Genomic DNA, 21,856 nt, shown 5'->3' with positions numbered 1-21,856 from the left:
TAGGTATAATTAAATACCATCTTTCACAATCATTGGAGTAGAAGGTGTCGGATTGATCAGGGCATTTACGATCGCATCGGGGAAAGGAGGGACGGGGAAGACAACGGTAACCGTCAACCTCGGCACCTCTCTTGCCCAGCTCGGGAAAGAAACCTACATTCTTGATGCTGACATCGGTATGGCAAACCTGGGCCTGGTGCTCGGGCTTGAGGACGCCCCTGTCACGCTCCACGAGGTGCTGGCCGGGAAGGCGAAGGTGGACGACGCGATATATGAAGGGCCAAACGGCGTCAAGGTGGTCCCGAGCGGGATATCCCTCCAGGGTTTCCAGAACGCCGATCCCGATCGTCTGCGTGACGTCATGAGGGATCTCGTCGACCGCTGTGATTACCTCCTTGTTGATGCCGCCGCCGGTATCAGCAAGGACGGGGTTGTCGCCCTCGCCATCTCTGACGAGGTCATCCTGGTGGTGAATCCTGAACTCTCCTCCATGGCCGACGCCCTCAAGACGAAGATCCTCACCGAGATGGTGGGGGGCGAGGTCTATGGAGCGATCATCAACCGTTCGGGAATGGAGAACACCGAGATCAGGAGGCACTCCGTCGAGGACGTGCTGGGGGTTCGTGTCATCGACATGATACCTGAAGACCCGAATGTCCGCAGGTCGGCCGCGTACAAGACGCCGGTCGTGATCAAGTATCCTGCCTCCGAGGCTTCCCGCGCATTCAGGAGGATCGCCGCCGATATCGCCGGTGTCCACTATGAGGAGGAGACCGAGGAGAGTAAGCAGCACTTCATCGACCGCCTGGCTCACACTCTCTTCGGGGGGGCCCAGTAACATCTCATCATCTTCTGCGCCCGGTCCTGATCTGGACACCGACATGCCGTTGGTGAGCGGAACACAGAACCCGGCAACAATCCCGGGAGACGATCGATGAAGATCATGGACGTCATTAACGAGATCCTTGGTCAGTCGCGGTACCTGGGGTCATTCACCTATTGCGAGATGGCACAGAGGGCCAGGTCCGAGGAAGGGGCCATAGGAGTCTTTGTCGATGGTCTCAGGAACTCGGTGGTTCTCTTTTCCTGTGGTGAACCCTCGGGGGCAATCTATGGGGACGAGGCCGGAGCGCTCTACGGGGATCCCGCGGCACTGAAAATCCTGGAGATGGGTGAGTATGAACTCTATGCCGCGGAGAAGAGGATTGTCGATATGATCGTGGCGCGGTGCCGGGTCTTTAACAGGAGCCATTTCCCGCATCAGCTCACGTCTGACATCCCCGAGTTTGGGGGCGAGAGAAAGAGTCCTGGTGTCCTTTCGATCGTGGTGGAGAAGGAGAACAGTCCTCAGTCAGGGATGCGGGTTTCGATTCGGAAAGGACGGCACGTGCTCCTGACCGATACGACAACCGGCGACGGCAGGGCTTCCTTCCGCCTCCTCAACGGACGATACGATGTTATCGTCGTTGACAGGGCGCAGGAGGTCTACACCTTCATGGTGGATTTTCATGGGTCCCGCAGTGAACTGGTCATTGAACTGGGTGGGATGATGGATGGATAAAGGCAAACACGCGCAGCACCGCCTGCATGATATTCTGGATCGTATACGGGGAAATCCGACAGAGCAGACCGACGGTTCTGTCTCTCCCGGAGAGGACGCGGAAAAAGGCGAGGACGACAGGGCCCTCACCTCCCTCCGGTCGATGGTGGAGGGAAACAGGAACCTTGACATTCATTCCATGATCCGCGATGTCAGGAGCATGCACGAGGTTTCGGGTGAGGATGCCGCGAACCCGGCCGTTCAAGAGATCCCTGCGGTGAAAGAAAGCCCTGTTGCCGTTCCCGTGGAACCCTACCCTGGCGAGGCTGAAACGGCTCCGGGTCCAGCCCCCACAGAAGAGAGCCGCCCGGCACCGGAAAGCCGGGTGCCGGCTATCGACCTTGACGATATCGATGCACTTCAGGGCATGATCGATTCGATCTTCGGTGACGAGGGTGCTACGACCCCCGCGGCATCCCGGCTCAACGAGGCGAATAATGGGGACATTGCAGGTTTGACCGACACACCGGCCGCAACACCTGCGGCACCCCTGGCCACGGCCACCCCGAAAAAGACCCGGTGGTCGGGAGGAGCTGTTCCTGACGCCGAAGAGAACGGAGAATCTGTCCTTGCCGGGATCACGGATGCCGAGGATATCGGCGCCCTTTCAGAACTTATCCTCCCGAAGGCCGCGACTTTCGACGTCGAAGAACTTGCACTCGACCAGGCCGCGCGCGATGCCCCGCTCGGGATGGGCTCTCTCCCCCCCGAGATCGAGACCCTCTGGAAGGAGGCGTTCCCGACGATCACCGAAGAGGCACGGAGCGTGGTGATCGGGAAGGACCAGGAGAAAAAAGCCGGTTTCCTGGGGAAGATCAATCTCTTTACCAAACTTGTCCGGAAAGTGGAGGAGTACGACCCCCGGCGCCACGGCCCTCTCGTCGACCTCGCCTTCACACCAGGGCCCGGCATCGAGGAGGTCGAACTCTACCCGGTCAACGAACCTTATGCCTATATCAGGATCATCTACGACAATGCCTCGCACGAGTACACCTACGAGGTGCTTGAACCGGTCCTCTCCGATGCCGAAAAAGAACTCCTCGGCGAGATCAAGAGCCGTCTCTTTGAGCAGCTCGACGTCAACACGAAGGACATCTCCAGAGATGGGGCCAGAAAGGTTCTCCGCGACCTCTCCGACGAAATCATCCAGGATTACGGTATCAGCCTGACACCGGTCGCCCGTGAGAAACTCTTCTACCACATCGAACGCGACTTCCTCGGCGACGGTCTGATCGACGCCATCATGCACGACAAGTTTATCGAGGATATCTCCTGCGACGGCCTCGACAACCCGATCTTCGTTTTCCACGGTGGGTACGAGTCGATCAAGACGAACATGATGTACACCAGTGCGGTCGAACTCGACTCCTTCGTCACCAAACTGGCCCAGAGGTCAGGGAAGTATATCTCCATCGCCGAACCGATGCTCGATGCAACGATGGTTGACGGTTCCCGTATCCAGATGACTCTCGGCAAGGAGGTCACGGCCCACGGTTCGACCTTCACCATCAGGAAATTCAAGGACGAACCGATCACCCCGACCGACCTCATCGAGTGGGGCACCTTCTCGCCTCTCTCCGTCGCCTTCCTCTGGCTTGCGGTCGAGGCGGGGAACTCGGCGATCTTTGCTGGCGGCACGGCATCAGGGAAGACAACAGCCCTCAATGCCATCTCCCTCTTCATCCCGCCCCTGGCGAAGATCGTCTCCCTGGAAGATACGCGTGAATTGAAACTCCCGCACCCCAACTGGATCCCCTCGGTCACCCGTGACTCCTTCGACACAGGCGGCAAGGGTGCGATCGATATGTATGAACTCCTCCGTGCTGCACTGCGGCAGCGGCCTGAGTACATCTGTGTCGGCGAGGTCCGTGGCAAGGAAGCCCAGACTCTCTTCCAGGCAATGTCCACCGGCCACGTCACCTATGCGACCATGCACGCCGACTCGGTGGCGAGCGTCGTCCACCGTCTTGAAAACCCGCCCCTGGACGTCCCGAGGAACATGCTCACCTCCCTGAACCTCGTCTGCATCCAGGTGCAGGCGCGGGTCGGCGGCCAGCGTATCCGCCGCAACAAACAGATCATCGAGATTCTGGACATCGATCCGAGGACAAACGAATTGATCACGAACGAGGTCTTCTCCTGGCACCAGGCCACCGACGAGATCAGGTATTCGGGCAAGTCGTACGTGCTTGAGAGTATCATGGAGACGCGGGGATGGAGCGAGGCACGGATGCGCGAGGAACTCAAGAGGCGGCAGGAGATCCTGGAGTGGATGCGGAGACAGAAGATCCGGCACTTCAGAGATGTCTCGAAGATGCTCATCTCGTACTTCCGCGACCCCGACGCGGTCATGGACGTCGTACGGCATGACCTCTATGGAGAAGGTGCATCGCAATGAATGGTTTTGAACGGTTCAGTTTCAACCTGCTCGGGCAGCGGGTGAAGGAAAAAAGGGAAGATTATGTTGAGCTGAGGAGCGACCTGATGCAGGCGCGGCTGAAGACCCCTTTCGAGGCGTACCTCTCGACGGCCTATGTCGCCTCCATCGTTGCGGGCCTTGGCATGGCAGTGCTGCTCGGTGCGATCACCTTCTTCCTGAACATACCCTCGATGATCTCCTATAAAGGGGCGTTGCCCTCCTTCTTTTACGGATTTTCAGACTACCGTCTCCTCATCGGGACAACGGTCGTCGTCATTCTCTCTCTCCTCATCTTCGGGGGATTCACCTACTTTGCCTTCCTGATCTACCCGAAGGTCGTGTCCGGGAACAGGCGGCGGAACATCGACGCCACTCTCCCGTACGCGATCAACTATGTGACGGCGATGTCCACTGCAGGCATCACGCCTGCCGAGGTCTTCAGGCTCCTCGGACAGAGCCCGATCTACGGGGAGACCGCCGTCGAGGCGCGCTACATCTCCCGTGAGATCGACATGTTCGGCAAGGACCTCATCGAGGCGATGCGTATCGCCTCGACCTTTACGCCGAGTGCGAGGATGAAGGAATTTTTCCAGGGTGCGATGGCGACGATCTCCTCGGGTGCGAACCTCACCGAGTACTTCAGGAACAAGGCCGTCCAGTACAGCAACGAGAACCACCAGCAGCAGAAAACTTTCCTTGAGACCCTCGGACTCATTGCCGAGAGTTATGTGACGGCCATGGTCGCCGGCACCCTCTTCCTGATCATCCTGCAGTCGATCATGTCGATCATCGGCGGCGACTCGAACCCGATCTTCCTGATGATCATCATCTATCTCATGGTGCCGTTCGGGAGTATCATGTTCATCATCCTGATCAGTTCCATGACCCCGGAGGTGTGAAAATGGGATTCAAGTCACTCTTTAACGACCTTTTCAATCGTGGGGGAACTGGCAACGCCCAGGTGAAGGCGTCCGAACTGGAAAGGTACGAGAACCGGGAAATGCAGATCGTCGATAAGATCGAGCACCAGCGGAAGGCGCGGGTGGGCTTTGGACGGTTCATGAAGCACCCGGTCCAGGTGCTCACGGAAACGCCGCTCAACAGCCTCATAGCGACGGTCCCCTTCTCATTCCTCTTCTTTATCGTCGGTTTCTCCCTGATCATCGTCAATTACGGATGGTCGGCCCTCTTCAACACCACCCTCATCGACGATGTCATCGTCTTTACCGTCCTGATCCCGGTGATCCCGCTCGCAATTCTCGACTTCAGGGAGGGGAAGCGGGAGAAGAACCTTGAAGACGCGCTTCCGAACTTTTTCAGGGACGTTGCCGGGATGAACGACGCGGGCATGACCCTGCCCAATGCCATCCATATCGTCGCTGGAGGCGAGTATGGGACGCTCACGCCGTACATCAGGAAACTCGACGTGGACATGTCCTGGAACATCCCCTTTGTCGAGGCAATTTATAACTTCGGCCAGCGTATCGGGACTCCCCTTGCCGAGCGTTCTGTCGACCTCATCGCAAAGGCGAGCAAGGCAGGCGGCGACATCTCCGAGGTGCTCCGGGCGGCTGCGCGCGATAGTTACGAGTTCATCAACCTGAAGACAGAGCGGGCGAGCAACATGATCATCTATGAGGTGATCATCCTCATCGCCTTCTTCGTCTTCCTCTTCGTGATCGTGGTCCTCGAGTCCACCTTCCTCACGACGATGGCCGAGGCTGGCGCCGCTGCGTCGGCGTCCGGTGCAGGAAGCCAGTTCATGGGTAATGTCGATATGGACCTCTACAAGAGGATCTTCTCCCACTCCGCGATGGTCATGGGCTTCTTCTCGGGCCTCGTTGCCGGGCAGATGGGCGAGGGTAGGGCGACGGCAGGTCTCAAGTTCTCTGCCATCATGCTCATCATTGCCTGGGCTCTCTTCAGGTTCGCGGTCTGAAGGCCGTCCCCTTTTTTTCGTGCTGCCGGCACGGCTTCATGACGGAAGAGGGCAGGGAACGGGATCGAGAATTCCCGTTTCGAGGTGCCTGTGCCGTGGGGCTATATCCCTGGGTCTTCTCGAACGCCCCCCTAGTCGCAGCCACCCGCCCTCGAAGGTCATCAGGTCTTCGAGGAGCCCCCGGTTTGGATTGTATGGAAGGCAGGGGGCTCCGCACTTCCCCTCATGGGATCGGGGAGATACATTTACCGGAACATGAGGGTTTGCCATGAAAAACAGTTCCTGCAGTATACTTGAGACGTGCTCCCGGCTCATGCCCGATTCTCCTGAGCCAGAATAATCTCTGATTTTTGCGAAGGTCATTCGTCCTGGTGAGATAGAGACGGGGAACCAGAGAGGCCTCCATGAAGAGAGATGGAGATGTACCATGACCTATTCATGCGGAATTTTCCAAAGAACCACCTGAAACTCTGTTTCATGAGCGGTTCTACAGGACTAAAAAAAGTATTAAAAAGGTCGGGGGTTAATTGATCTGTTCCAATTTATACCCCTTCTTAGCCAGCAATTCCTTGACTCTTTCCTTGTGGTTACCCTGAAGCTCGATGGACGTGTCCTTGACAGTCCCGCCGCAGGCAAGTTTGGCTTTGAGGAATTTTGTGAGGTCTACAAGGTCGATGTCGTAGGGATCGAGTCCTTCGATAATGGTGACTTCTTTCCCGTATCGGCGTTTATTGATCTTGACCTGAATCCTCTGCTGTTCCTTTGCGACCTCCTCACAGATACACAGTTCCTTTGGTAGTCCGCATTTGGGACATATCCCACCATTCATTAGTTATACCTTCAAGTTCTCGTTATATATTTCTTGGCATGAATATCCTTTCCATCCGGTGAATATGTATTTTGAGGTGACCGATGTGGCTCTCCTCCCCTTCTGATCGCACCCGTTATCCGCTCTGACAACAAACCAGAGATCGATGTCGCTGATGGTCCTCGGGACCGCCTCCCATGTCGGCAAGAGCACGATAGTCGCAGGGCTCTGCCGGGCCCTCAGAAACCGCCGGATTACGAACGCCCCTTTTAAGTCCCAGAACATGAGCCTCAACTCCTGGGTGACGGCCGACGGCGCCGAGATCGGGATCGCCCAGGCTGAGCAGGCGAGGGCTGCGGGCATCGAACCCGCCGCGGAGATGAACCCGGTCCTCCTCAAGCCGAAGGGGGACATGGTCTCGCAGGTCGTCCTCTTCGGGCATCCCTATAAGGACGTACAGATCGGAGAATATTACCGGGAGACTGACGCACTCCTCGAACAGGCGGTCGACGCATTTCGGGTGTTGGAAGTGCGCTATGGCACTGTTGTCGTCGAAGGCGCCGGCGGTGCGGCCGAAGTCAACCTCTATGACCGCGACATTGCCAATATGCGGCTTGCCCGGGAACTCCGCCTCCCGATCATCCTTGTCGCCGACATCGAGCGCGGCGGGGTTTTTGCCCAGGCCTTCGGCACCATATCCCTCCTCCCTGAGGACGTCCGCCCGCTTGTCGCCGGGATCATCGTCAACAAGTTCAGGGGAGACCCTTCTCTCTTCGACAGCGGGGTGAAGGCGCTGGAGGATCTCTGTGGCGTCCCGGTCCTCGGTGTCGTCCCGTACGCCGACCTTGGCATCGCCTCGGAGGATTCCCTCTCCATCGAGGACAAGCAGGCACGGGACAACCCCATCAGGATCGCCGTCATCAAGCTTCCCCATATCGCGAACTTCACCGACTTCGAACTCCTCGAACGCCATGCCGCGGTCACCTATGTCAGGCCGGGCGAGTCTCTCGCGGGTTACGACTGCATCATCCTCCCGGGCACCAAGAACACCATTGACGACCTTGCCGTCCTCCGTGCCGCAGGAACTGCCGACGAGATATGCCGCATGCGGGCGGCAGGCGTGCCCGTCATCGGGATCTGCGGCGGTTACCAGATGCTCGGGACGCACCTTGTCGATGCCGGTTATGAGTCGGGAGAACCTGCCGAGGCAGAGGGGCTCGGCCTCCTCGATGTCTCGACCACCTTCTCGGCCTACAGGAAGACGACCCGCCAGGTACGGACCCATGCCGCTCCTGTCCCGCCTATCCTCACCCGGTTTGGCGAGGTGGAAGGCTACGAGATCCACATGGGCGAAAGCCGGAGGGGCGTTTGCAGGGAGGCCTTCGACGGCGACGGTGCGGTGAGTGACGACGGCCTCGTCTTTGGAACCTATCTCCACGGCATCTTCACCCGCCCCCCTGCTGCCGCCGCCCTTCTCTCGTATCTTGCCGGGAGAAAAGGGCTGGAGATCGAGGAAGAAGACGTTTTCAGAGACCCGTACGACGACCTCGCCGCCCTTCTGGAGAGGCACCTGGATATGGAACATATTGTCGGGCTTGCTCTCGGGAGGGTACAATGATTTATGCCGGCAGGGAACGTACTCTCAATACTGTGTCCGGAGACCCGGCTGCGGAGTGAGAGAGTATGGTGATGCGGTGTTCTTTTACCCTCGACCCGGAGATGCTCGATAGCATCGACGCCTTTGCGAAAAAACATTCGATCGAACGGAATGAAGCGATCCTTGAACTGATTGAGACGGGCTTTGCAAGCCTTGAGAGCGGCAAAGAGATCGAGATCAAGAAGCAGCGGGCATTCGAGGAGTTTATGCAGATCCGGCGCGAGATAGACGGGCTCAAAGAGATCGTGCAGCACATGCGCGACGAACTCCGGCTGATCCATCACACCATCGAGTCGGATTACTGCAAGGAAGCCAGGTGCGTCCCGTACCAGACGAGGAACATCTGGGACTACCTGATGAAAAGAAAAGAGTGACCGATGATCGTCAGGACTAACTGATGATCGACATGATGCTCCTGAAGCCCTCGCTGCCGTCGTCGTCGCACTCCACGGCGCTCACCCTCTCCATGTTCACCGCCCTGATCGCCCGCTTCAGCATGCAGTAGGCGCGGGCAGGCGAGGTCACCCACTCCCCGTCCTCGCAGAGCCGTACCGAATGGACGCAGAACCGGCAGTTGTCCAGCGTCCGTGTCGCCCCTGCCTGACAGGGGACTGCCCCTTTTTCGACCTTCAGCACCCGCATGTCACCCCTCCCTGTACCACACTGCCACGTACCCGGCGTCCCCGAGGACCCGGTCGGCGTCGGCGTGCCAGGCGTCCCCGGCATCGCCTGCACGGGGGACGACCTCTTTCTCCCACAGGGCCTTTAAAACCGGGTCGTCTGTCCTGAGGTCGAGCCTTCCTTTCAGTTCGCCGACGACCCCGCCGGCGCGCAGCACCCGCATCCTGCAGCAGGCGAAGTCCCGGCAGAACGACGGGCGGGAGGCGTGGACCGTGCAGACGTACGTCCCCTTCTCCGCCCTCAGGAAGGGGCAGGCGGCAGGGTTGGTCCACTGGACAGACGGGCGTCTGAAGGCCGGGAGGTAGCGATCCTCCACCCTCGCCGTGAATGTCTCCCCGGTGATCGCGACGGTGCACCTGAACTCCTGCGGCCCGGTCTGCCGCAGGATCCTGACAGAGCGCCCGAAGCCCATGCAGCATCTGCCGCAGAGGGTGCAGGTGAAGGGCTCTTCTCTCATACCTCGTACTCTCCCGGCCGGCCAATAGCCTTTTCCTCTCCAGTAGGTTCAAATGGTTTTTCGCGCTATTCTTCTTCACTATGAAGGTTTGCATCATGTGCGGGGGAGAAGGGACCCGCCTCCGCCCGCTCACTTTTGAGCGGCCCAAGCCCTGCATCCCTATCGTGAACCGGCCCTCGATCACCCATCTCGTCACCCACCTGGCCAATCTCGGCTTTACCGAGATGGTCATCACCCTCGGCTACAAGGGGGACGATATCGAGCAGGCCCTCGGCGACGGTTCGCTCTTCGGCGCCGAGATCACCTATGTCCACGAGGACATCAAGCTCGGGACGGCCGGAAGCGTCAAGAACGCCCAGCAGTTTCTTGACGGCGCTCCCTTCCTGGTGGTCGGCGGCGACCATGTGGCAGACCTCAACCTTCTGGAGTTCTACCGTGAGCACCTGAAACGCGATGCTATCGCCACCATCGGACTCATCTCCATCGACGACCCCTCGGAATACGGCATCGCCGAGATCGACGTGAACTATTGCATCAAGCGCTTCAAAGAGAAGCCCGGCCCAGGCGAGATCTTCTCGAATCTCGCCTCGACAGGGATGTACGTCTGCAGCCCGGAGATCTTCGACTATATCCCGACAGGCGAGAAGGTGGACTTCGCGAGGGATGTCTTCCCGCGTCTCCTTGGTGAGGGGAAGACCATCCGCGCCTGGCTTGCCCGCGGCAACTGGAGCGATGTGGGCAGCCCGCGGTCCCTGCGGCAGGCAGAGCGCTGGAAACTCCAGGAGATCACGACGACGAACATCTCCGGCGACCTCCATGTGAAGGGTGCGAAGATCGTTGGCCCTGTCTCCCTCGGCGGTTCCCTCTCTCTCGGGAACAACTCCCAGATCATCGGCCCGGTCTCGATCGGCAGGGGGACAACCATCGAGAGCAATGTCCTCATCGGCCCGTACACAAGCATCGGGGAGGACTGCGTGATCAAGAGCAACGCGAAGATCTTCTCTGCCTCCATCTACAACCAGGTCGTCATCGGCAATGGAACCACAGTCTCGGGGGCGATCCTGGACAATGAAACCATCGTCGGTGACGGGTGCTCCATCGAGAACGACACGGTCATCGGCCCCCGGAGCGTCATCCAGAATAGGGTGACCATCCACTCGGGCACCCGCCTCTGGCCCGAGGTGATCGTGCCCGACGGGTCTGTCGTCAAGGAGCATGTCCTCAACGACAAATATGACGTGCGCTATGAGGGGTCGTGAGGGGCCTCACCTTTTTTTGATGGGGCTGCAGTCGTATGGGCGGCAGTCCCCGTTTTGAGAATGTGGGACGGTTAGTGGATTGGTTTCCCGCGCCGGGGGACTACCGCCCCCCGACCCCCCGGTGCAGGATAGGCAGGGTATTGCTGTAGGGACCCACCTGTTCTTCGTACTCTCCTCTCTCGATCCACCTTCTTTCCCGCGCTCTCCCATCCCCCACTCTATCCTGATGGCAGGGGGTCCGGGGGTGAAACCCCCGGCGTCTGATTATGGGATGGCAGTCATAAGAGCTTTGCAGGATTTGATTTCCTGCATCGGATGAAAATCCTGTTTTGAGGGAAAGGCGGTTGATCGGTGTCCCTGATGGAGATCATGGGATCACCAAGAACATATCGACCCGAGAATGAGGGTTTCTCTAGAGCCTGAAAAAAAGAATACGCGGGTCCTCTCCGGACGACCCTCTAACTCTGCCGCACCAGGCGGTGGGTGACGGCGACGAGGGGGTGACGGGCATAGTCCATGACCTTGATGTCGTCGAGGGTCCTGAGGTTCTGGGCGTGGGCGGTCCTCTCCATGCCAAGCTCAAAATTCTCGGTGACATTGATGATATAGGCGTCGAGGGTCTTGTACCCAAGCCTCTTTGCGGCGATTGCACGGTGGTGGCCGTCGACAAGGATGTAACGGCCCGGGCGCTTCACCACGATCAGGGGTTCGGCCAGGCCCTTCTTGATCTCGTATATCCTCCCCTCCAGTTCGTCCTCGTATATCTTTGCCTGGGTGGGGAGGAGCTGGTCGATGGGGACGAAACCCCGCGACAGGGTCGGTTCAATGCCGTGGAGGCGCCTGAGCGTGTCCATAAAATTGTAGACCTTCTCCGGGGAGACATGCTCGATCTGGGATCTGATCACGTCGGCATTCGAGATGATCCCGATCAGGTGGTTGTTCTCGTCCACCACCGGGAGTTTCTGGATCCCTGACCTGAAGATCACGCGGGCGGCGTCGTTGACGCTCATCTCCGGGTCGGCAACGATGAGATGGCGGCTCATGACCCGCTCGACCGGCGTTCCCGGGTGGATCGTCAGGAGGTCCCGGGCGGAGATATAGCCCACGACCTCTTTTTTATCGTTGACGACCGGGAAACCGTCGTGTTTGGTCTTCTGGATCTTGTCGATGACGTCCTTGGCCGTTTCGTTGGCGCCGACGGTGACGACATCATAGGTCATGTAATCCTTGACCCGCTTTTTATCCATTAACATCTCTTGTAACCAAGGCTACATCAAGGATTCGGTGATATATAGTGTTTACGAAAAAAAGAGGGAGAATTGGCGGTTACTCGATCGGGATGACCGCACCCTTCTCGACCTCCGCCTTCTTGAAGTGGACCTCGAGGACGCCGTTCTTGAAGGTGGCGCTCGCGCTTTCCTCCCTGACCTCGGCCGGAAGAGATACCACCCTTTTCATGGTCCCGTAGAAACGCTCCCGCATGACATATCCCTCCTCGCCGCCCTCCCTCTCTTCCTTCTGGACGGCTGCAATCTCAAGGAGCCGCGGGTTGATGAGCCGTAGCGAGATGTTCTCCTTCTCGGCGCCCGGGAGATCCGCGACGACGATCACCTCGTCTTCGTGAGCATAGACGTCCACCCTCGGCCCTTCTCCCCTGAGCATGGGGAGGGCGCGGGCCGGTGCCGACTCGGCGAGAAGGGATTGGAAGCGGCCTTCCATCTCTGCCCGCATCTCGTTCATCACCTCGTCGAAATCTCTCCAGAATGAGTAAAATCCACGTTTCTGTGCCATATTTTCTCTTCTCCTCGCACCCTCTGTGTGGTGCTAACCTCTCGTTAGTATCTGTTATATTTATACATTCTCTATGGTGTGCCGACAGCGTCCTTTATGGCCTGGGGATACGATTGAGTACATAATGGTCAGCAAACCAAAGACGCGCACCCCGGAAGAGAAAGATTCCGGGAAGAGAACGAAGACCCAGATCGCGATGCTGGTTTTCGGTGTGCTCTTTGCCTTCCTCATGGTGGCTTCGTATGCCGTCCCGGCAATGAGCGCGTTCAAGAGCGTACAGCCTGGAGATTCTGTTCTGGTCGACTGCACCATCCGCGATGACGCGGGCATTCCAGTCCTTACGACGAGCCAGCAGATCCAGGCCGATGAGTATGCAAAGAAGCGGGCCGTCTTCCTCACCTCCCCGATGAGCCTCGTCGGCGGGGCTGAGCCCTCGGAAGACACCTTTATCCACCCGGTGCCGGCAGTCGTTCCGGGCATTGCACAGGGCGACTTCGGCATCCTCCCCTGGGAGATGGCCGCCCTTAACAAGGGTATTCTCGGCATGCACGAACTGGAAACGAAAAAGATCCCGATCAACACCGAGTCCTCCTCCATCACCGTCGGGGCGAACGAGTCCGACCGTCTGGGCCTGAACTTCACCGAGGTCAATGTCGGTGATCGCTTCATCAGGCAGATGACGATCACGAAGAACGCGACGGTCTTCACCGACCCGGAGTCTTCGATATCGTACCTCCGTATCGGGAAGGTCACTGAGAAGAATAACGAAAACCTGACAGTTGACTTCACCTATGCCACGGCCGACGTGACAGTCAGGTCTATCGCCTCCGCGTGATTCCCGGTGGGTATTTATACCCACGCTCTCTTCTTTTGCCCATGGCACTGACTATCCTCTGCTACTTTCAGGAAGGCTGTATGGGGTGCATGGAGCAGGAACCGATCAACCGCGAGGTCGAGCGCACCTTCGGGGTGACGATAGAGGAACGTGACGCCGTCATGCATCCCGAGGACATCCAGACATACGCCCTCACCGTGACCCCCACCATCATCGTCATCGTGGACGGCGAGGTCAAAGAACGGTTCGAGGGCGTCGTCCACACCGAAACTCTCGGAGAGGCGATCGAGAAGTACCGGTGAACAGGATTCCGGTGAGGGGGGCCATGGCGATCGAAGGGAATATTGGCGGTGGAGGGTCATTCGCATTTTTGTCGGGTGAATCTTCTATCCCATAATATCGCTGACCGGACGCCTTCCCCAGAAATCGAACAGGGGGACTACCACCCCCGGCTCCCCGGTACAGGATAGGAGGAAGGCAATGGATACGCGCGTCCCCTCATGGGATCAGGAGTACGCATCGACCAGAGCATGAGGGAATCTACGAACCTCAGAGCCCGAAAAAGATCTCTCTCAAAAAATGACGTGCAAAGGTGTGCGGACAGGGCGGTACCCCCGCCCCCCTGCCCTCACACCCGGTATCCGTAGATCCGCTTGATCTTTTTTGCAACCGTCTTCCAGCCTTCCTTTCTGAGGACAGGCCCGTCACGCAGTTTGATGTGGGAAATACGGAACTTTATCTTGCCGAAGGTATAGATCTCGTCAACGGCGAAGAACTCCTCGCCATCGCACTTTTTGTAGAGGGGGAGGGTCTTGGCCTTGTCGTGGACCGACACCCTGACCACTACCTCCTCGATCGCACGCGTCCAGAGTGCGGTGATCTCCGGCGCCTGGGCCTTTATGACCCGCCTTTCTCCCACCTCGATCGCCGTCACCTCGACCGAGACGCCTTCCTCGCCGCACTCGGCGACGAGGTAATCGCCGACAGAACAGACATCCTCTTCGAGGAGTTCGACGGTGCAGACCTCTGACTCCTGCTCGCGGCTCACGATCGCCTTCACCGAGAAGGTCTTTTCTATAGGTATGGGAACATGATGAACGGCCCCGCAGACGGTGCAGCGCACCAGGAGGTCGCCCGCCTCCTTGAGGAGGTCATGATCGGTTTCATCCTCGCACTGCGGACAATAGGTGGTGATGTACATTTCAATAGAATAAGGGTACACCATTATTAAAGGATGAAGGCGCAGGACACTATCCACTGTTTCGGGCACGTCAATGTGCGGGCCCTCCACCGCACCACCTTTGAGGTGACGAAGGAGGCCGACCTTTCGCCGGCCGGCGACTGTATTATCGGGGTATCTGCCGACAAAGGCGCTGCCGATCTCGACCCCGCACTGAAGGCCCTGCTTACCGACGACCGTGCCGAGGTGACCACCCGTCTCTGTGCCGGGGGGGTCGAGGTCGTCGTCAGGTCGCACGGCAGCGCTGCCTTTTCTCTCGACCATCCTTCCGACCTTGTCTGGCGGCGGAGCACCTTCGCCTGCGGGAGGACCGTGGCTGTCGGGTCGGACACCGTTGCGGGAACGATCGACCGGCGACTCATCGCCGCCCTTGCCGCCGGCGCCGAACTCGTCGTCGAGATCGAGGCATCCGTCCCTGAGTTGGGGCCCGGTGGAGAATGCCTATCCACCGCCTTCCCTCCTATCTGTGCCGGGGGACTACTCGAAGACCTTCCGGCCTTCTCGTTGTCCCCGGACCCCCGAAATTAGGATAGGGTCGGGGAAGACAGGGCAGGAGTTCTAGGCGGTATACCAACCCAACCCCCAATTCTGAGCGGGGGTTCGGGGGCTGCGAACGGAGTGAACACGAGAAAATCTCTGATTTTCGGCGTAGTCCCCCGGCAGAGAACATGGGGAAGGCGGTGGATTCTCCCATCCCTTTCCAGGATCAAGGAGGAGACATCGATCAGATCGTGTCCGACTCTCCAGACCCGCCGGGTACTCGGCCACCACCTACCCCTGAGTCAGGGCCGTGATCTTCATCTCGGCCTCTTCGAGGAGGCGTTCGCAGCGGCGGATCAGATCCTCGCCGCGCTCGTACAGGGCGATGCTCTCCTCAAGGCTCGTCGAGTTGTCCTCGATCTTTTTTATCGTTTCTTTCAACTGGTTCAGAAGTTCTTCATACGTCTCTGTCATGTCTCACTCTCTCCGTGATGACCGTACATGTCCCATCGGCAAACCTCAGGTCAAGGCGGTCGCCCGCTGCGATGCCCTCCACCGAGCGCACCACCTCCCTGTCCCTCCTCACCAGCACATAGCCGCGGCGCACCGGCGCGAGGGGGTCAGACGCCGCCAGGCGTGCCGCAAGCCCGGAGAGGACGAGGCGCTCCCGCCCGGTCCGCACCTCATAGCCCCGCCTCATCCGCTCCTCCAGGTCTGCAATCTGCTGTCTCCCCTCCTCGACCCTCCGGCGGAGACGTTCGGGCCTGAACCGCAGGGAGAGGGCATCGAGGTCGGCACGGCACCGGTCGACCTTCCCGAGGGCGGCGTCCTGCAGTCTCTGTCTGTCCTTTCCGAGGCCGGCCCGGAGTTCGGCACGGTCGGGCGCGGCAAGTTCCGCGGCGGCCGAAGGCGTCGGCGCTCGCAGGTCTGCCGCAAGGTCGGCAAGGGTCACGTCCACCTCATGGCCCACCGCACTGATCACCGGCGTCGTGCACGCCGCGATCGCCCGCACCACCTCGGGCCTGTTGAAGGGGAAGAGGTCCTCGAAACTCCCGCCCCCTCTGGCGACGATCAGCACGTCGGCCAGGCCGTCGGCCCGCCTGATCGCCTCCGCGATCTCAAGGTGGGCCGTCTCCCCCTGCACCGCCGTCGGCGAGAGGAGAATCTCGACCGGATACCGCCGGGAAAGGACGTTTTCGATATCGTGGAGGACCGCGCCCGACGGCGAGGTGACGACTGCGACACGCCGCGGGAAGGGCGGGATCTCTCTCTTCCGTGCCGCCGCAAAGAGCCCCTCGGCCCCGAGATCCCTCTTCCAGCGCTCGACAAGGAGGTGCTTCTCCCCCTCCCCCGCGAGTCGCATGTCCTCGACATAGAACTGGTACTTCCCCTGCGGTTCGTACAGGCCCACGTGCCCATAGGCGATGACATCCATCCCGCTCGCCGGTTCAAAGGCGAGCGCCCGCGCGCTCCCCCGGAACATCACCGCACCGATGACCGCGCTCTTCCCTCCCCTCACCTCGGAGAGCGAAAAATAGCGGTGACCCGAGGAGGCATGGGTGTAGTTCGTCACCTCGCCCCGCACCCAGCACCCTGCCAGCACCGGGAGGTCGAGGGCGTCCCTGATGATCGTGGTGATCTCAAGGACGCCCCGCACTCTGTCCAGCCCCGGATCCATTGATTTTATCGTGGGTCGAGGACCTATAAGAACCTGTCATGGCCCGTCTCGCCGTCTCCAGCATGTTCTTCCATGAATACCCCCTTGACGAGATCTTCGCCTCTGTTGAGGAAGCAGGCCTCACCGGCATCGAGTTCTGGGTCGAGACACCCCACTTCTGGCTGCGCGGCCTCCCCTTCGCCGATCTGGATGCGGCGGTCAGGGCCTACCCGTCCCTCGCGCCGATCACCCTCCATGCCCCTGTCCTCGACCTCAACCCCTGCTCCATCAATCCTCGCGTCTCCGCCGCCTCCCAGCAGTACGCCGTCGAGGCCGTCGACCTTGCTCATACCGTCGGCGCGGAGACCGTCACCGTCCACCCGGGCCGCCGAACGGCAAAAAGGCGTCCGAGCGCCTATGACTACGAACACTTCAGGACCTATCTCGCGCGCCTGCGGGACGCCGCGGAAAGGACAGGAATCAGGGTTGCGATCGAGAACATGGAACAGACGATCAACTCCCTCCTCAGCACTCCCGAAGAGATGCGGGAAGTCCTCGACGCTAACCCCTGGCTCTTCTTCACCCTTGACGTTTCCCACGCGATGGCCGTCTCGCCCGCCGTTGTCAGGCAGTACATCGACCTCTGTGGCGATCGACTTGCCAACGTCCACCTGAGCATTGCAGACAGTCGGAAGATGCACCTCCCTGTCGCCGGGAACAGTTATGCGCGGGACGTTGTCAGGGCCCTTGCCGCTGCGGGTTATGACGGGTGCCTCACCATCGAGATCGAGGACAGGAATTTTTTTCATCCGCTCTCGGTCGAGGAGAAGATCACTGTTTTGCGGCAGGAAAAGGAGTTTCTTGAGGGCTGTCTCCCCTGAACGCTGGTTTTAAGAACTCACAGTACATATCACCCTATAGTACTACATTTATGAACGATAGTTGGCTAATGAGCCGTACACCGGCGTGGCAGCGATGACACCCGATGAAATTATATTAGGTGGCTTATTCATCGCATGTCTCGCCCTTTCGGGTTTTTTCTCCAGTTCTGAAGTCGCCCTTATATCGATCACGCGGGCAAAAGTCCGCACCCTCGTCAATGAAGGGAAAAAGGGCGCCGACGCTCTTGCACGCCTGAAGGAATACCCCGACCACATCCTGATCGCCATTCTCATCGGCAACAATGTCGTCAACGTCGCCGCAGCCTCGATTGCGACGGCGATCGCCATCGAACGCTTCGGGAGCGCAGGTGTGGGAATTGCCACCGGTTTTGTCGTCATCCTCATGCTTGTCTTCGGCGAGATCGGGCCGAAGACCTATGCGTCGAGGTACACCGAGAAACTGGCCCTCTTTGCCGCCCCGATAATCCTCTTCCTCACGAAACTTCTCCTCCCCCTCCTCTGGTTCTACGATCGGCTGAGCGCTCGCTTCGCCCCGGGTGCAGGCCTCGCCGAACCCGCGATCACCGAGGAGGAGATCAAGGAATGGATCGATGTCGGCGAGGAAGAAGGGATGATCGAGGAGGAGGAGCGGCAGATGCTTTACTCTGTCTTCAGGTTCGGCGAGACGACCGCCCGCGAGATCATGACTCCCCGCGTGGACGTCGTGCTGATCGAGGACGTCAGTTCCCTGGAGAACGCGATCACCCTCTTCAACGAGACCGGCCTCTCGCGCCTACCCGTATACCACGACCAGATCGACAACATCGTCGGTGTCCTCAACATCAAGGATGTCTTTGCTGCTGAGTTCTCCAAAAAGGAGGTCGTCACGATCAGGGAACTGATGCACGACGCCTACTTTGTCCCCGAGAGCAAGATGATCGACGACCTCCTCAAGGAGATGCAGCTCCGGAAGGTCCATATGGCCATCGTCATGGACGAATACGGCGGTTTTGCCGGTGTCGTCACCGTCGAGGACATCCTCGAAGAACTTGTCGGCGAGATCCTTGATGAATTCGACGAAGAGGAACCCTCTATCCAGAAACTCGGCGAAGGCGTCTATATGGTGGACGCGCAGGTCTGGGTCGAACACCTCAACGAGGAACTCGGCACGAGTCTCCCGGTCGGTGAGTCGTATGAGACTCTTGGCGGCCTTCTCTTCACCATCCTCGGCCACATACCTCTCCGCGGCGAGGTCGTAAAACTGGCGAGCGGCGTCACCATTGCGGTGATGCAGATGCGTGGGCGGCGGATCGTGAAGGTCAAACTGATCCTCCCGCCTCCCGCGGCAGAGGAGGGAGAGAATCGTTAATACCTCCCCGCGCCGACGTGTGAGCATGAAGCGCATTGCAGTGCTGGCATCAGGGAGGGGCTCCAACTTCCAGGCCGTCCTCGACGCAATCTGTGCCGGTACGATCAGGGCCGGGTGCGTCAGGCTGATCACCGACAAACCCGGCGCCTACGCGATCACCCGCGCGGAACAGGCCGGCATCCCGGTGACAGTCCTCGACTACGCCTCGTACCCCTCGAAACAGGCCTATGAGGCCGACCTGCTTGCGGCAATGCAGGACTGCGGCGCCGACATCTTTGTGCTTGCAGGCTACATGCGCATCGTCGGCGACGCTATCGTGGAGGCCTTTGCCGGGAGGATGATCAATATCCACCCCGCCCTCCTCCCCAGTTTCACCGGCCTCCACGCGCAGAGACAGGCGATCGAGTACGGCGTGAAAGTTGCCGGGTGCACGGTTCACTTCGTCGACACAGGTCTTGACAGCGGGCCTATCATCATCCAGGCCTGTGTCCCTGTCCTTGACGGCGACGACGAGGATACCCTTGCGGGCAGGATCCTGGTCGAGGAGCACCGCGTCCTTCCCCGGGCCGTGTCCCTCCTCTGCGACGACCGTATCCAGGTCGAAGGACGGCATGTCAGGATCCTGCCGCCGCCCAAGGCTCTTTGAGTTTGTGCGATCAATCTGGTTCTATACGATGGCCATGCGATGGAAATCCCGCACCTCAGGTACAAAACGGATCGCGGAGGAGCGGATCGCCCGCCTCTTTGCCCTTGCCAGTGAAACCTTCGGATCTGACCCGGCCTTTGCAAACCGGTATGTGGCGCTCGCCCGCCAGATTGCAATGCGCCAGCGTATCTCGATCCCGCGGGACTTGCGGCACCGGTTCTGCAGGCGGTGTTCTGCCTACCTCGTCCCGGGCGCCAATGCCAGGGTGCGAGTGCAGCGCGGGAAGGTGATCGTCACCTGCCTTGTATGCGGCCATCAGAAAAGGTATCCGGTGGTGAAGAGACATCGAAAAGAATGAACTGTTCCAGGAACTCAAGCCGACTGTCTGGATCGGCAAAAACGGCTATTCGGAGACTCTCATTGAGGAGATCAGGCTCCAGTTGAAGGAGCGGAAGTACATCAAGATCAAGTGGCTCCGCAGCACCGATGTAGACCCCGTGGAACTCGCACGTCTCGCCCGGGTCGACCTGGTGGGTGTGCGCGGGCGAACGATTGTACTTGCCGAACGGGGCCGTGGCGGGAGTCAGGGCCGCTGATCCGGTCCCTCCTTTTCTCCCGGGTTTCCGGTTTGATCGCCGGAAAACTCCGGGGATTTCCCGCTCGAAATATATAAAAACATCCATGGCAAATAGATAAAGACTGGTAACATCGATCGTTACAGTGAGGTTAACCAATGACAACTGTATATGACATCCCGGCTGAGATGCTCATTCCGCAGGCTGCTCGCGATCTTAAGGAGCTCCCTGTTATCCAGCCACCTGAATGGGCAGCAGTCGTCAAGACCGGGATCCACAAGGAGATGCCTCCCGAGGACCCTGACTGGTGGTACACGAGGGTCGCATCCGTTCTTCGCCGGATCTATATTGACGGTCCGGTCGGCGTTGAGAGACTGAGAAGCGCATATGGTGGAAACCGGGACCGCGGCTCGAACCCGAGCCAGTTCCGGAAGGGAAGCGGGTCCATCCCGAGAAAGGCACTCCAGCAGCTCGAAGCTGCAGGTTTTGTCGAGAAGGTCAAAGGCGGCCGGCAGATTTCGGCACAGGGCCGTGCCTTTATGGACGGCGTCGCGCACGGTCTCCGGGCCGCGGCGACCGAAGCTGCACCCGAGCTGGCGCGCTACTGATGCGGTGAGGGATGCTGATGGGTGACGATGAACTCTCTGAGATCAGACGCAAGAGAATGGAGCAGCTCCAGCGGCAGTCTGCCGAACAACAGGAGGATATGGAGCGGCAGAAGAGAGCTGAATCAGAGATGCAGCTTGCGCTCATGCAGATCCTGGAACCTGAAGCGCGGGAACGACTGAACACGATCAAACTCACCAAACCTGAGTTTGCCCGTGCGATCGAGCAGCAACTTGTGATGCTTGCCCAGAGCGGCCGGATACGGCAGAAGATCACGGACGAGCAATTCAAGGCACTGCTGGTGCAGGTCGCCCCGCCGAAAAAAGAGTTTCGCATCACACGAAAATAGATGAAAGCCGGTCTTCTCTTCAGCGGAGGAAAGGACAGTGCCCTTGCGGCTCTGATGCTCGCGAGGGACTACGAGGTCGAACTCAATACCTTTGTCTTCGACCCTGAGCGTGAGCTGCCGTCGGTCGAGGCGGCAGCCCGTGCGCTCGGCTTTCCCTGGCACAAAAGGTCGTTCGGCCTGGAATATCGTGACGAGGCGGCGCGTATGGTGCTCGCCTCGGGCTACCCGAACGACGCCATCACTGCTGTGCACCGGCGGGCCGTCGAGGCCCTTGCGCAGGAGTACGGGGTGGTTGGAGACGGCACGCGGCTCAACGATAGGGTGCCGATGCTGACGAAGAGCGATGTTCTCCGCATCGCGGACCGGTACGGGTGTTCTTATGTCCGACCCCTCCTCGGATATGGGAAGGCCGAGGTGCAGCGTCTTGCCGGACGATATCTTATTGTCGCGAACGGCGAGACGGGCACCCTCGAGAACGGGGACTACGAGTACGAGATCAGGGCCGCCATCGAGCGCATGGGGCACCCGTGTGCGGGGCTTTTCCCCGCGCACCACGGGCAGTCCCTTGTCGTTGGTGCGACCGGCACCTGAGAGATTGGTGATAACC

The 21,856-nt window shown here is 59.4% G+C and carries 27 protein-coding genes; 19 read left to right on the top strand and 8 right to left on the bottom strand.

Features of this window, described 5'->3' with window-relative positions:
* The first annotated feature begins 52 nt into the window (after positions 1-52).
* From minD to BP869_RS07750, 5 genes are all read left to right on the top strand, one after another.
* Positions 53-838 (top strand): cell division ATPase MinD, encoded by a 786-nt coding sequence (minD, locus tag BP869_RS07770; RefSeq protein WP_067049374.1) that lies wholly within the window; start codon positions 53-55, stop codon positions 836-838.
* A 96-nt stretch (positions 839-934) separates the two neighbouring features.
* The gene (locus BP869_RS07765; protein ID WP_342678451.1) at positions 935-1,561 is read left to right on the top strand and encodes a hypothetical protein; all 627 of its coding nucleotides are present in this window, start codon (positions 935-937) and stop codon (positions 1,559-1,561) included.
* A complete protein-coding gene (locus BP869_RS07760) occupies positions 1,554-3,998 on the top strand; it encodes a type II/IV secretion system ATPase subunit (protein WP_342678449.1) in 2,445 nt (814 codons plus the stop codon). Before BP869_RS07765 ends, BP869_RS07760 begins: the two co-directional genes overlap by 8 nt.
* On the top strand, positions 3,995-4,918 hold the full coding sequence (locus tag BP869_RS07755) for a type II secretion system F family protein (protein ID WP_342678447.1): 924 nt from the start codon (positions 3,995-3,997) through the stop codon (positions 4,916-4,918). Before BP869_RS07760 ends, BP869_RS07755 begins: the two co-directional genes overlap by 4 nt.
* 2 nt (positions 4,919-4,920) lie before the next feature.
* On the top strand, positions 4,921-5,958 hold the full coding sequence (locus BP869_RS07750; RefSeq protein WP_342678445.1) for a type II secretion system F family protein: 1,038 nt from the start codon (positions 4,921-4,923) through the stop codon (positions 5,956-5,958).
* A 523-nt stretch (positions 5,959-6,481) separates the two neighbouring features.
* Here the strand turns inward: BP869_RS07750 and yciH are convergent.
* On the bottom strand, positions 6,482-6,787 hold the full coding sequence (gene yciH, locus BP869_RS07745; protein WP_067049387.1) for a stress response translation initiation inhibitor YciH: 306 nt from the start codon (positions 6,785-6,787) through the stop codon (positions 6,482-6,484).
* A gap of 145 nt (positions 6,788-6,932) precedes the next feature.
* Here yciH and BP869_RS07740 point away from each other — a divergent pair, with 145 nt between their 5' ends.
* Both BP869_RS07740 and BP869_RS07735 read left to right on the top strand, forming a co-directional pair.
* Positions 6,933-8,384, top strand: a complete 1,452-nt coding sequence (locus tag BP869_RS07740; RefSeq protein WP_342678443.1) for a cobyric acid synthase — start codon at positions 6,933-6,935, stop codon at positions 8,382-8,384.
* 65 nt (positions 8,385-8,449) lie between these two features.
* Complete coding sequence (locus BP869_RS07735; protein WP_342678441.1) at positions 8,450-8,797, top strand: type II secretion system protein E; 348 nt, start codon at positions 8,450-8,452, stop codon at positions 8,795-8,797.
* Positions 8,798-8,813: 16 nt separating this feature from the next.
* Here BP869_RS07735 and BP869_RS07730 read toward each other — a convergent pair whose 3' ends face one another.
* Together BP869_RS07730 and BP869_RS07725 are read right to left on the bottom strand one after the other, a co-directional pair.
* On the bottom strand, positions 8,814-9,065 hold the full coding sequence (locus BP869_RS07730) for a hypothetical protein (protein WP_342678439.1): 252 nt from the start codon (positions 9,063-9,065) through the stop codon (positions 8,814-8,816).
* A 1-nt stretch (position 9,066) separates the two neighbouring features.
* Positions 9,067-9,561 (bottom strand): YkgJ family cysteine cluster protein, encoded by a 495-nt coding sequence (locus BP869_RS07725; protein WP_342678437.1) that lies wholly within the window; start codon positions 9,559-9,561, stop codon positions 9,067-9,069.
* 95 nt (positions 9,562-9,656) lie between these two features.
* Between BP869_RS07725 and BP869_RS07720 the strand changes: the two genes are divergently transcribed.
* Positions 9,657-10,820, top strand: a complete 1,164-nt coding sequence (locus BP869_RS07720; RefSeq protein WP_235809571.1) for a sugar phosphate nucleotidyltransferase — start codon at positions 9,657-9,659, stop codon at positions 10,818-10,820.
* A 458-nt stretch (positions 10,821-11,278) separates the two neighbouring features.
* Here the strand turns inward: BP869_RS07720 and BP869_RS07715 are convergent, their stop codons facing one another.
* Both BP869_RS07715 and BP869_RS07710 read right to left on the bottom strand, forming a co-directional pair.
* Positions 11,279-12,067 carry a CBS domain-containing ParB/RepB/Spo0J family partition protein gene (locus BP869_RS07715; protein WP_067049404.1) on the bottom strand — a complete coding sequence of 263 codons (789 nt, stop codon included), beginning with the start codon at positions 12,065-12,067 and terminating at the stop codon, positions 11,279-11,281.
* A gap of 79 nt (positions 12,068-12,146) precedes the next feature.
* Entirely contained in the window at positions 12,147-12,611 is a 465-nt protein-coding gene (locus BP869_RS07710) for an Hsp20/alpha crystallin family protein (RefSeq protein ID WP_342678431.1), read from the bottom strand.
* 124 nt (positions 12,612-12,735) lie between these two features.
* Between BP869_RS07710 and BP869_RS07705 the strand changes: the two genes are divergently transcribed.
* Together BP869_RS07705 and BP869_RS07700 are read left to right on the top strand one after the other, a co-directional pair.
* Positions 12,736-13,446 (top strand): hypothetical protein, encoded by a 711-nt coding sequence (locus tag BP869_RS07705; protein ID WP_342678429.1) that lies wholly within the window; start codon positions 12,736-12,738, stop codon positions 13,444-13,446.
* 41 nt (positions 13,447-13,487) lie between these two features.
* Complete coding sequence (locus BP869_RS07700) at positions 13,488-13,748, top strand: thioredoxin family protein (protein WP_342678427.1); 261 nt, start codon at positions 13,488-13,490, stop codon at positions 13,746-13,748.
* Between the two features lie 326 nt (positions 13,749-14,074).
* Here BP869_RS07700 and BP869_RS07695 read toward each other — a convergent pair whose 3' ends face one another.
* Positions 14,075-14,671, bottom strand: a complete 597-nt coding sequence (locus BP869_RS07695) for an HVO_0476 family zinc finger protein (protein ID WP_342678425.1) — start codon at positions 14,669-14,671, stop codon at positions 14,075-14,077.
* Positions 14,672-14,680: 9 nt separating this feature from the next.
* Here BP869_RS07695 and BP869_RS07690 point away from each other — a divergent pair, with 9 nt between their 5' ends.
* Positions 14,681-15,214: a DUF371 domain-containing protein gene (locus BP869_RS07690; RefSeq protein ID WP_342678423.1), complete on the top strand. Its 534-nt coding sequence runs from the start codon at positions 14,681-14,683 to the stop codon at positions 15,212-15,214.
* A 243-nt stretch (positions 15,215-15,457) separates the two neighbouring features.
* Here the strand turns inward: BP869_RS07690 and xseB are convergent, their stop codons facing one another.
* On the bottom strand, positions 15,458-15,640 hold the full coding sequence (gene xseB / locus BP869_RS07685; RefSeq protein ID WP_342678421.1) for an exodeoxyribonuclease VII small subunit: 183 nt from the start codon (positions 15,638-15,640) through the stop codon (positions 15,458-15,460).
* Positions 15,624-16,844, bottom strand: coding sequence for an exodeoxyribonuclease VII large subunit (gene xseA, locus BP869_RS07680; protein WP_342678419.1), 1,221 nt, complete (start codon positions 16,842-16,844; stop codon positions 15,624-15,626). Before xseA ends, xseB begins: the two co-directional genes overlap by 17 nt.
* A 38-nt stretch (positions 16,845-16,882) precedes the next feature.
* On the opposite strand from xseA, the gene BP869_RS07675 reads away from it, so the two are divergent.
* The 8 genes from BP869_RS07675 (at position 16,883) to BP869_RS07640 (ending at position 21,840) form a co-directional block, all read left to right on the top strand.
* Positions 16,883-17,704, top strand: coding sequence for a sugar phosphate isomerase/epimerase family protein (locus BP869_RS07675; protein WP_342678417.1), 822 nt, complete (start codon positions 16,883-16,885; stop codon positions 17,702-17,704).
* Positions 17,705-17,798: 94 nt separating this feature from the next.
* Entirely contained in the window at positions 17,799-19,073 is a 1,275-nt protein-coding gene (locus BP869_RS07670) for a hemolysin family protein (RefSeq protein WP_342679117.1), read from the top strand.
* 25 nt (positions 19,074-19,098) lie between these two features.
* Positions 19,099-19,719, top strand: coding sequence for a phosphoribosylglycinamide formyltransferase (gene purN, locus BP869_RS07665; protein WP_342678415.1), 621 nt, complete (start codon positions 19,099-19,101; stop codon positions 19,717-19,719).
* A 28-nt stretch (positions 19,720-19,747) separates the two neighbouring features.
* Positions 19,748-20,077, top strand: coding sequence for a ribonuclease P protein component 4 (locus tag BP869_RS07660; protein ID WP_342678413.1), 330 nt, complete (start codon positions 19,748-19,750; stop codon positions 20,075-20,077).
* Entirely contained in the window at positions 20,064-20,315 is a 252-nt protein-coding gene (locus BP869_RS07655; RefSeq protein WP_067049431.1) for a YhbY family RNA-binding protein, read from the top strand. Before BP869_RS07660 ends, BP869_RS07655 begins: the two co-directional genes overlap by 14 nt.
* Before the next feature lie 137 nt (positions 20,316-20,452).
* A complete protein-coding gene (locus tag BP869_RS07650) occupies positions 20,453-20,902 on the top strand; it encodes a 30S ribosomal protein S19e (protein WP_067049433.1) in 450 nt (149 codons plus the stop codon).
* A 17-nt stretch (positions 20,903-20,919) separates the two neighbouring features.
* Positions 20,920-21,249, top strand: a complete 330-nt coding sequence (locus BP869_RS07645; RefSeq protein ID WP_067053027.1) for a DNA-binding protein — start codon at positions 20,920-20,922, stop codon at positions 21,247-21,249.
* Positions 21,250-21,840 (top strand): DUF7411 family protein, encoded by a 591-nt coding sequence (locus BP869_RS07640; protein ID WP_300163921.1) that lies wholly within the window; start codon positions 21,250-21,252, stop codon positions 21,838-21,840.
* Positions 21,841-21,856 lie beyond the last annotated feature (16 nt).

Origin of the sequence: Methanofollis sp. UBA420, assembly GCF_002498315.1 — an archaeon.
GTDB lineage: Archaea > Halobacteriota > Methanomicrobia > Methanomicrobiales > Methanofollaceae > Methanofollis.
Note: the sequence above shows the minus strand (reverse complement) of the source record. Positions and strands in the feature narration are given on the sequence as shown.

What these genes read in the sequence shown, in the direction of transcription:
- yciH (WP_067049387.1), bottom strand. Translation starts at nt 6,787, where the DNA reads ATGAATGGTGGGATATGTCCCAAATGCGGACTACCAAAGGAACTGTGT.
- BP869_RS07695 (WP_342678425.1), bottom strand. Translation starts at nt 14,671, where the DNA reads ATGGTGTACCCTTATTCTATTGAAATGTACATCACCACCTATTGTCCG.
- BP869_RS07720 (WP_235809571.1), top strand. Translation starts at nt 9,657, where the DNA reads ATGTGCGGGGGAGAAGGGACCCGCCTCCGCCCGCTCACTTTTGAGCGG.
- BP869_RS07690 (WP_342678423.1), top strand. Translation starts at nt 14,681, where the DNA reads ATGAAGGCGCAGGACACTATCCACTGTTTCGGGCACGTCAATGTGCGG.
- BP869_RS07660 (WP_342678413.1), top strand. Translation starts at nt 19,748, where the DNA reads ATGGCCATGCGATGGAAATCCCGCACCTCAGGTACAAAACGGATCGCG.
- BP869_RS07670 (WP_342679117.1), top strand. Translation starts at nt 17,799, where the DNA reads ATGACACCCGATGAAATTATATTAGGTGGCTTATTCATCGCATGTCTC.
- purN (WP_342678415.1), top strand. Translation starts at nt 19,099, where the DNA reads ATGAAGCGCATTGCAGTGCTGGCATCAGGGAGGGGCTCCAACTTCCAG.
- BP869_RS07725 (WP_342678437.1), bottom strand. Translation starts at nt 9,561, where the DNA reads ATGAGAGAAGAGCCCTTCACCTGCACCCTCTGCGGCAGATGCTGCATG.
- BP869_RS07755 (WP_342678447.1), top strand. Translation starts at nt 3,995, where the DNA reads ATGAATGGTTTTGAACGGTTCAGTTTCAACCTGCTCGGGCAGCGGGTG.
- BP869_RS07645 (WP_067053027.1), top strand. Translation starts at nt 20,920, where the DNA reads ATGGGTGACGATGAACTCTCTGAGATCAGACGCAAGAGAATGGAGCAG.
- BP869_RS07760 (WP_342678449.1), top strand. Translation starts at nt 1,554, where the DNA reads ATGGATAAAGGCAAACACGCGCAGCACCGCCTGCATGATATTCTGGAT.
- BP869_RS07750 (WP_342678445.1), top strand. Translation starts at nt 4,921, where the DNA reads ATGGGATTCAAGTCACTCTTTAACGACCTTTTCAATCGTGGGGGAACT.
- BP869_RS07715 (WP_067049404.1), bottom strand. Translation starts at nt 12,067, where the DNA reads ATGGATAAAAAGCGGGTCAAGGATTACATGACCTATGATGTCGTCACC.
- BP869_RS07710 (WP_342678431.1), bottom strand. Translation starts at nt 12,611, where the DNA reads ATGGCACAGAAACGTGGATTTTACTCATTCTGGAGAGATTTCGACGAG.
- BP869_RS07650 (WP_067049433.1), top strand. Translation starts at nt 20,453, where the DNA reads ATGACAACTGTATATGACATCCCGGCTGAGATGCTCATTCCGCAGGCT.
- BP869_RS07735 (WP_342678441.1), top strand. Translation starts at nt 8,450, where the DNA reads ATGGTGATGCGGTGTTCTTTTACCCTCGACCCGGAGATGCTCGATAGC.
- BP869_RS07765 (WP_342678451.1), top strand. Translation starts at nt 935, where the DNA reads ATGAAGATCATGGACGTCATTAACGAGATCCTTGGTCAGTCGCGGTAC.
- BP869_RS07700 (WP_342678427.1), top strand. Translation starts at nt 13,488, where the DNA reads ATGGCACTGACTATCCTCTGCTACTTTCAGGAAGGCTGTATGGGGTGC.
- xseB (WP_342678421.1), bottom strand. Translation starts at nt 15,640, where the DNA reads ATGACAGAGACGTATGAAGAACTTCTGAACCAGTTGAAAGAAACGATA.
- BP869_RS07640 (WP_300163921.1), top strand. Translation starts at nt 21,250, where the DNA reads ATGAAAGCCGGTCTTCTCTTCAGCGGAGGAAAGGACAGTGCCCTTGCG.
- BP869_RS07675 (WP_342678417.1), top strand. Translation starts at nt 16,883, where the DNA reads ATGGCCCGTCTCGCCGTCTCCAGCATGTTCTTCCATGAATACCCCCTT.
- BP869_RS07705 (WP_342678429.1), top strand. Translation starts at nt 12,736, where the DNA reads ATGGTCAGCAAACCAAAGACGCGCACCCCGGAAGAGAAAGATTCCGGG.
- BP869_RS07730 (WP_342678439.1), bottom strand. Translation starts at nt 9,065, where the DNA reads ATGCGGGTGCTGAAGGTCGAAAAAGGGGCAGTCCCCTGTCAGGCAGGG.
- xseA (WP_342678419.1), bottom strand. Translation starts at nt 16,844, where the DNA reads ATGGATCCGGGGCTGGACAGAGTGCGGGGCGTCCTTGAGATCACCACG.
- BP869_RS07740 (WP_342678443.1), top strand. Translation starts at nt 6,933, where the DNA reads ATGTCGCTGATGGTCCTCGGGACCGCCTCCCATGTCGGCAAGAGCACG.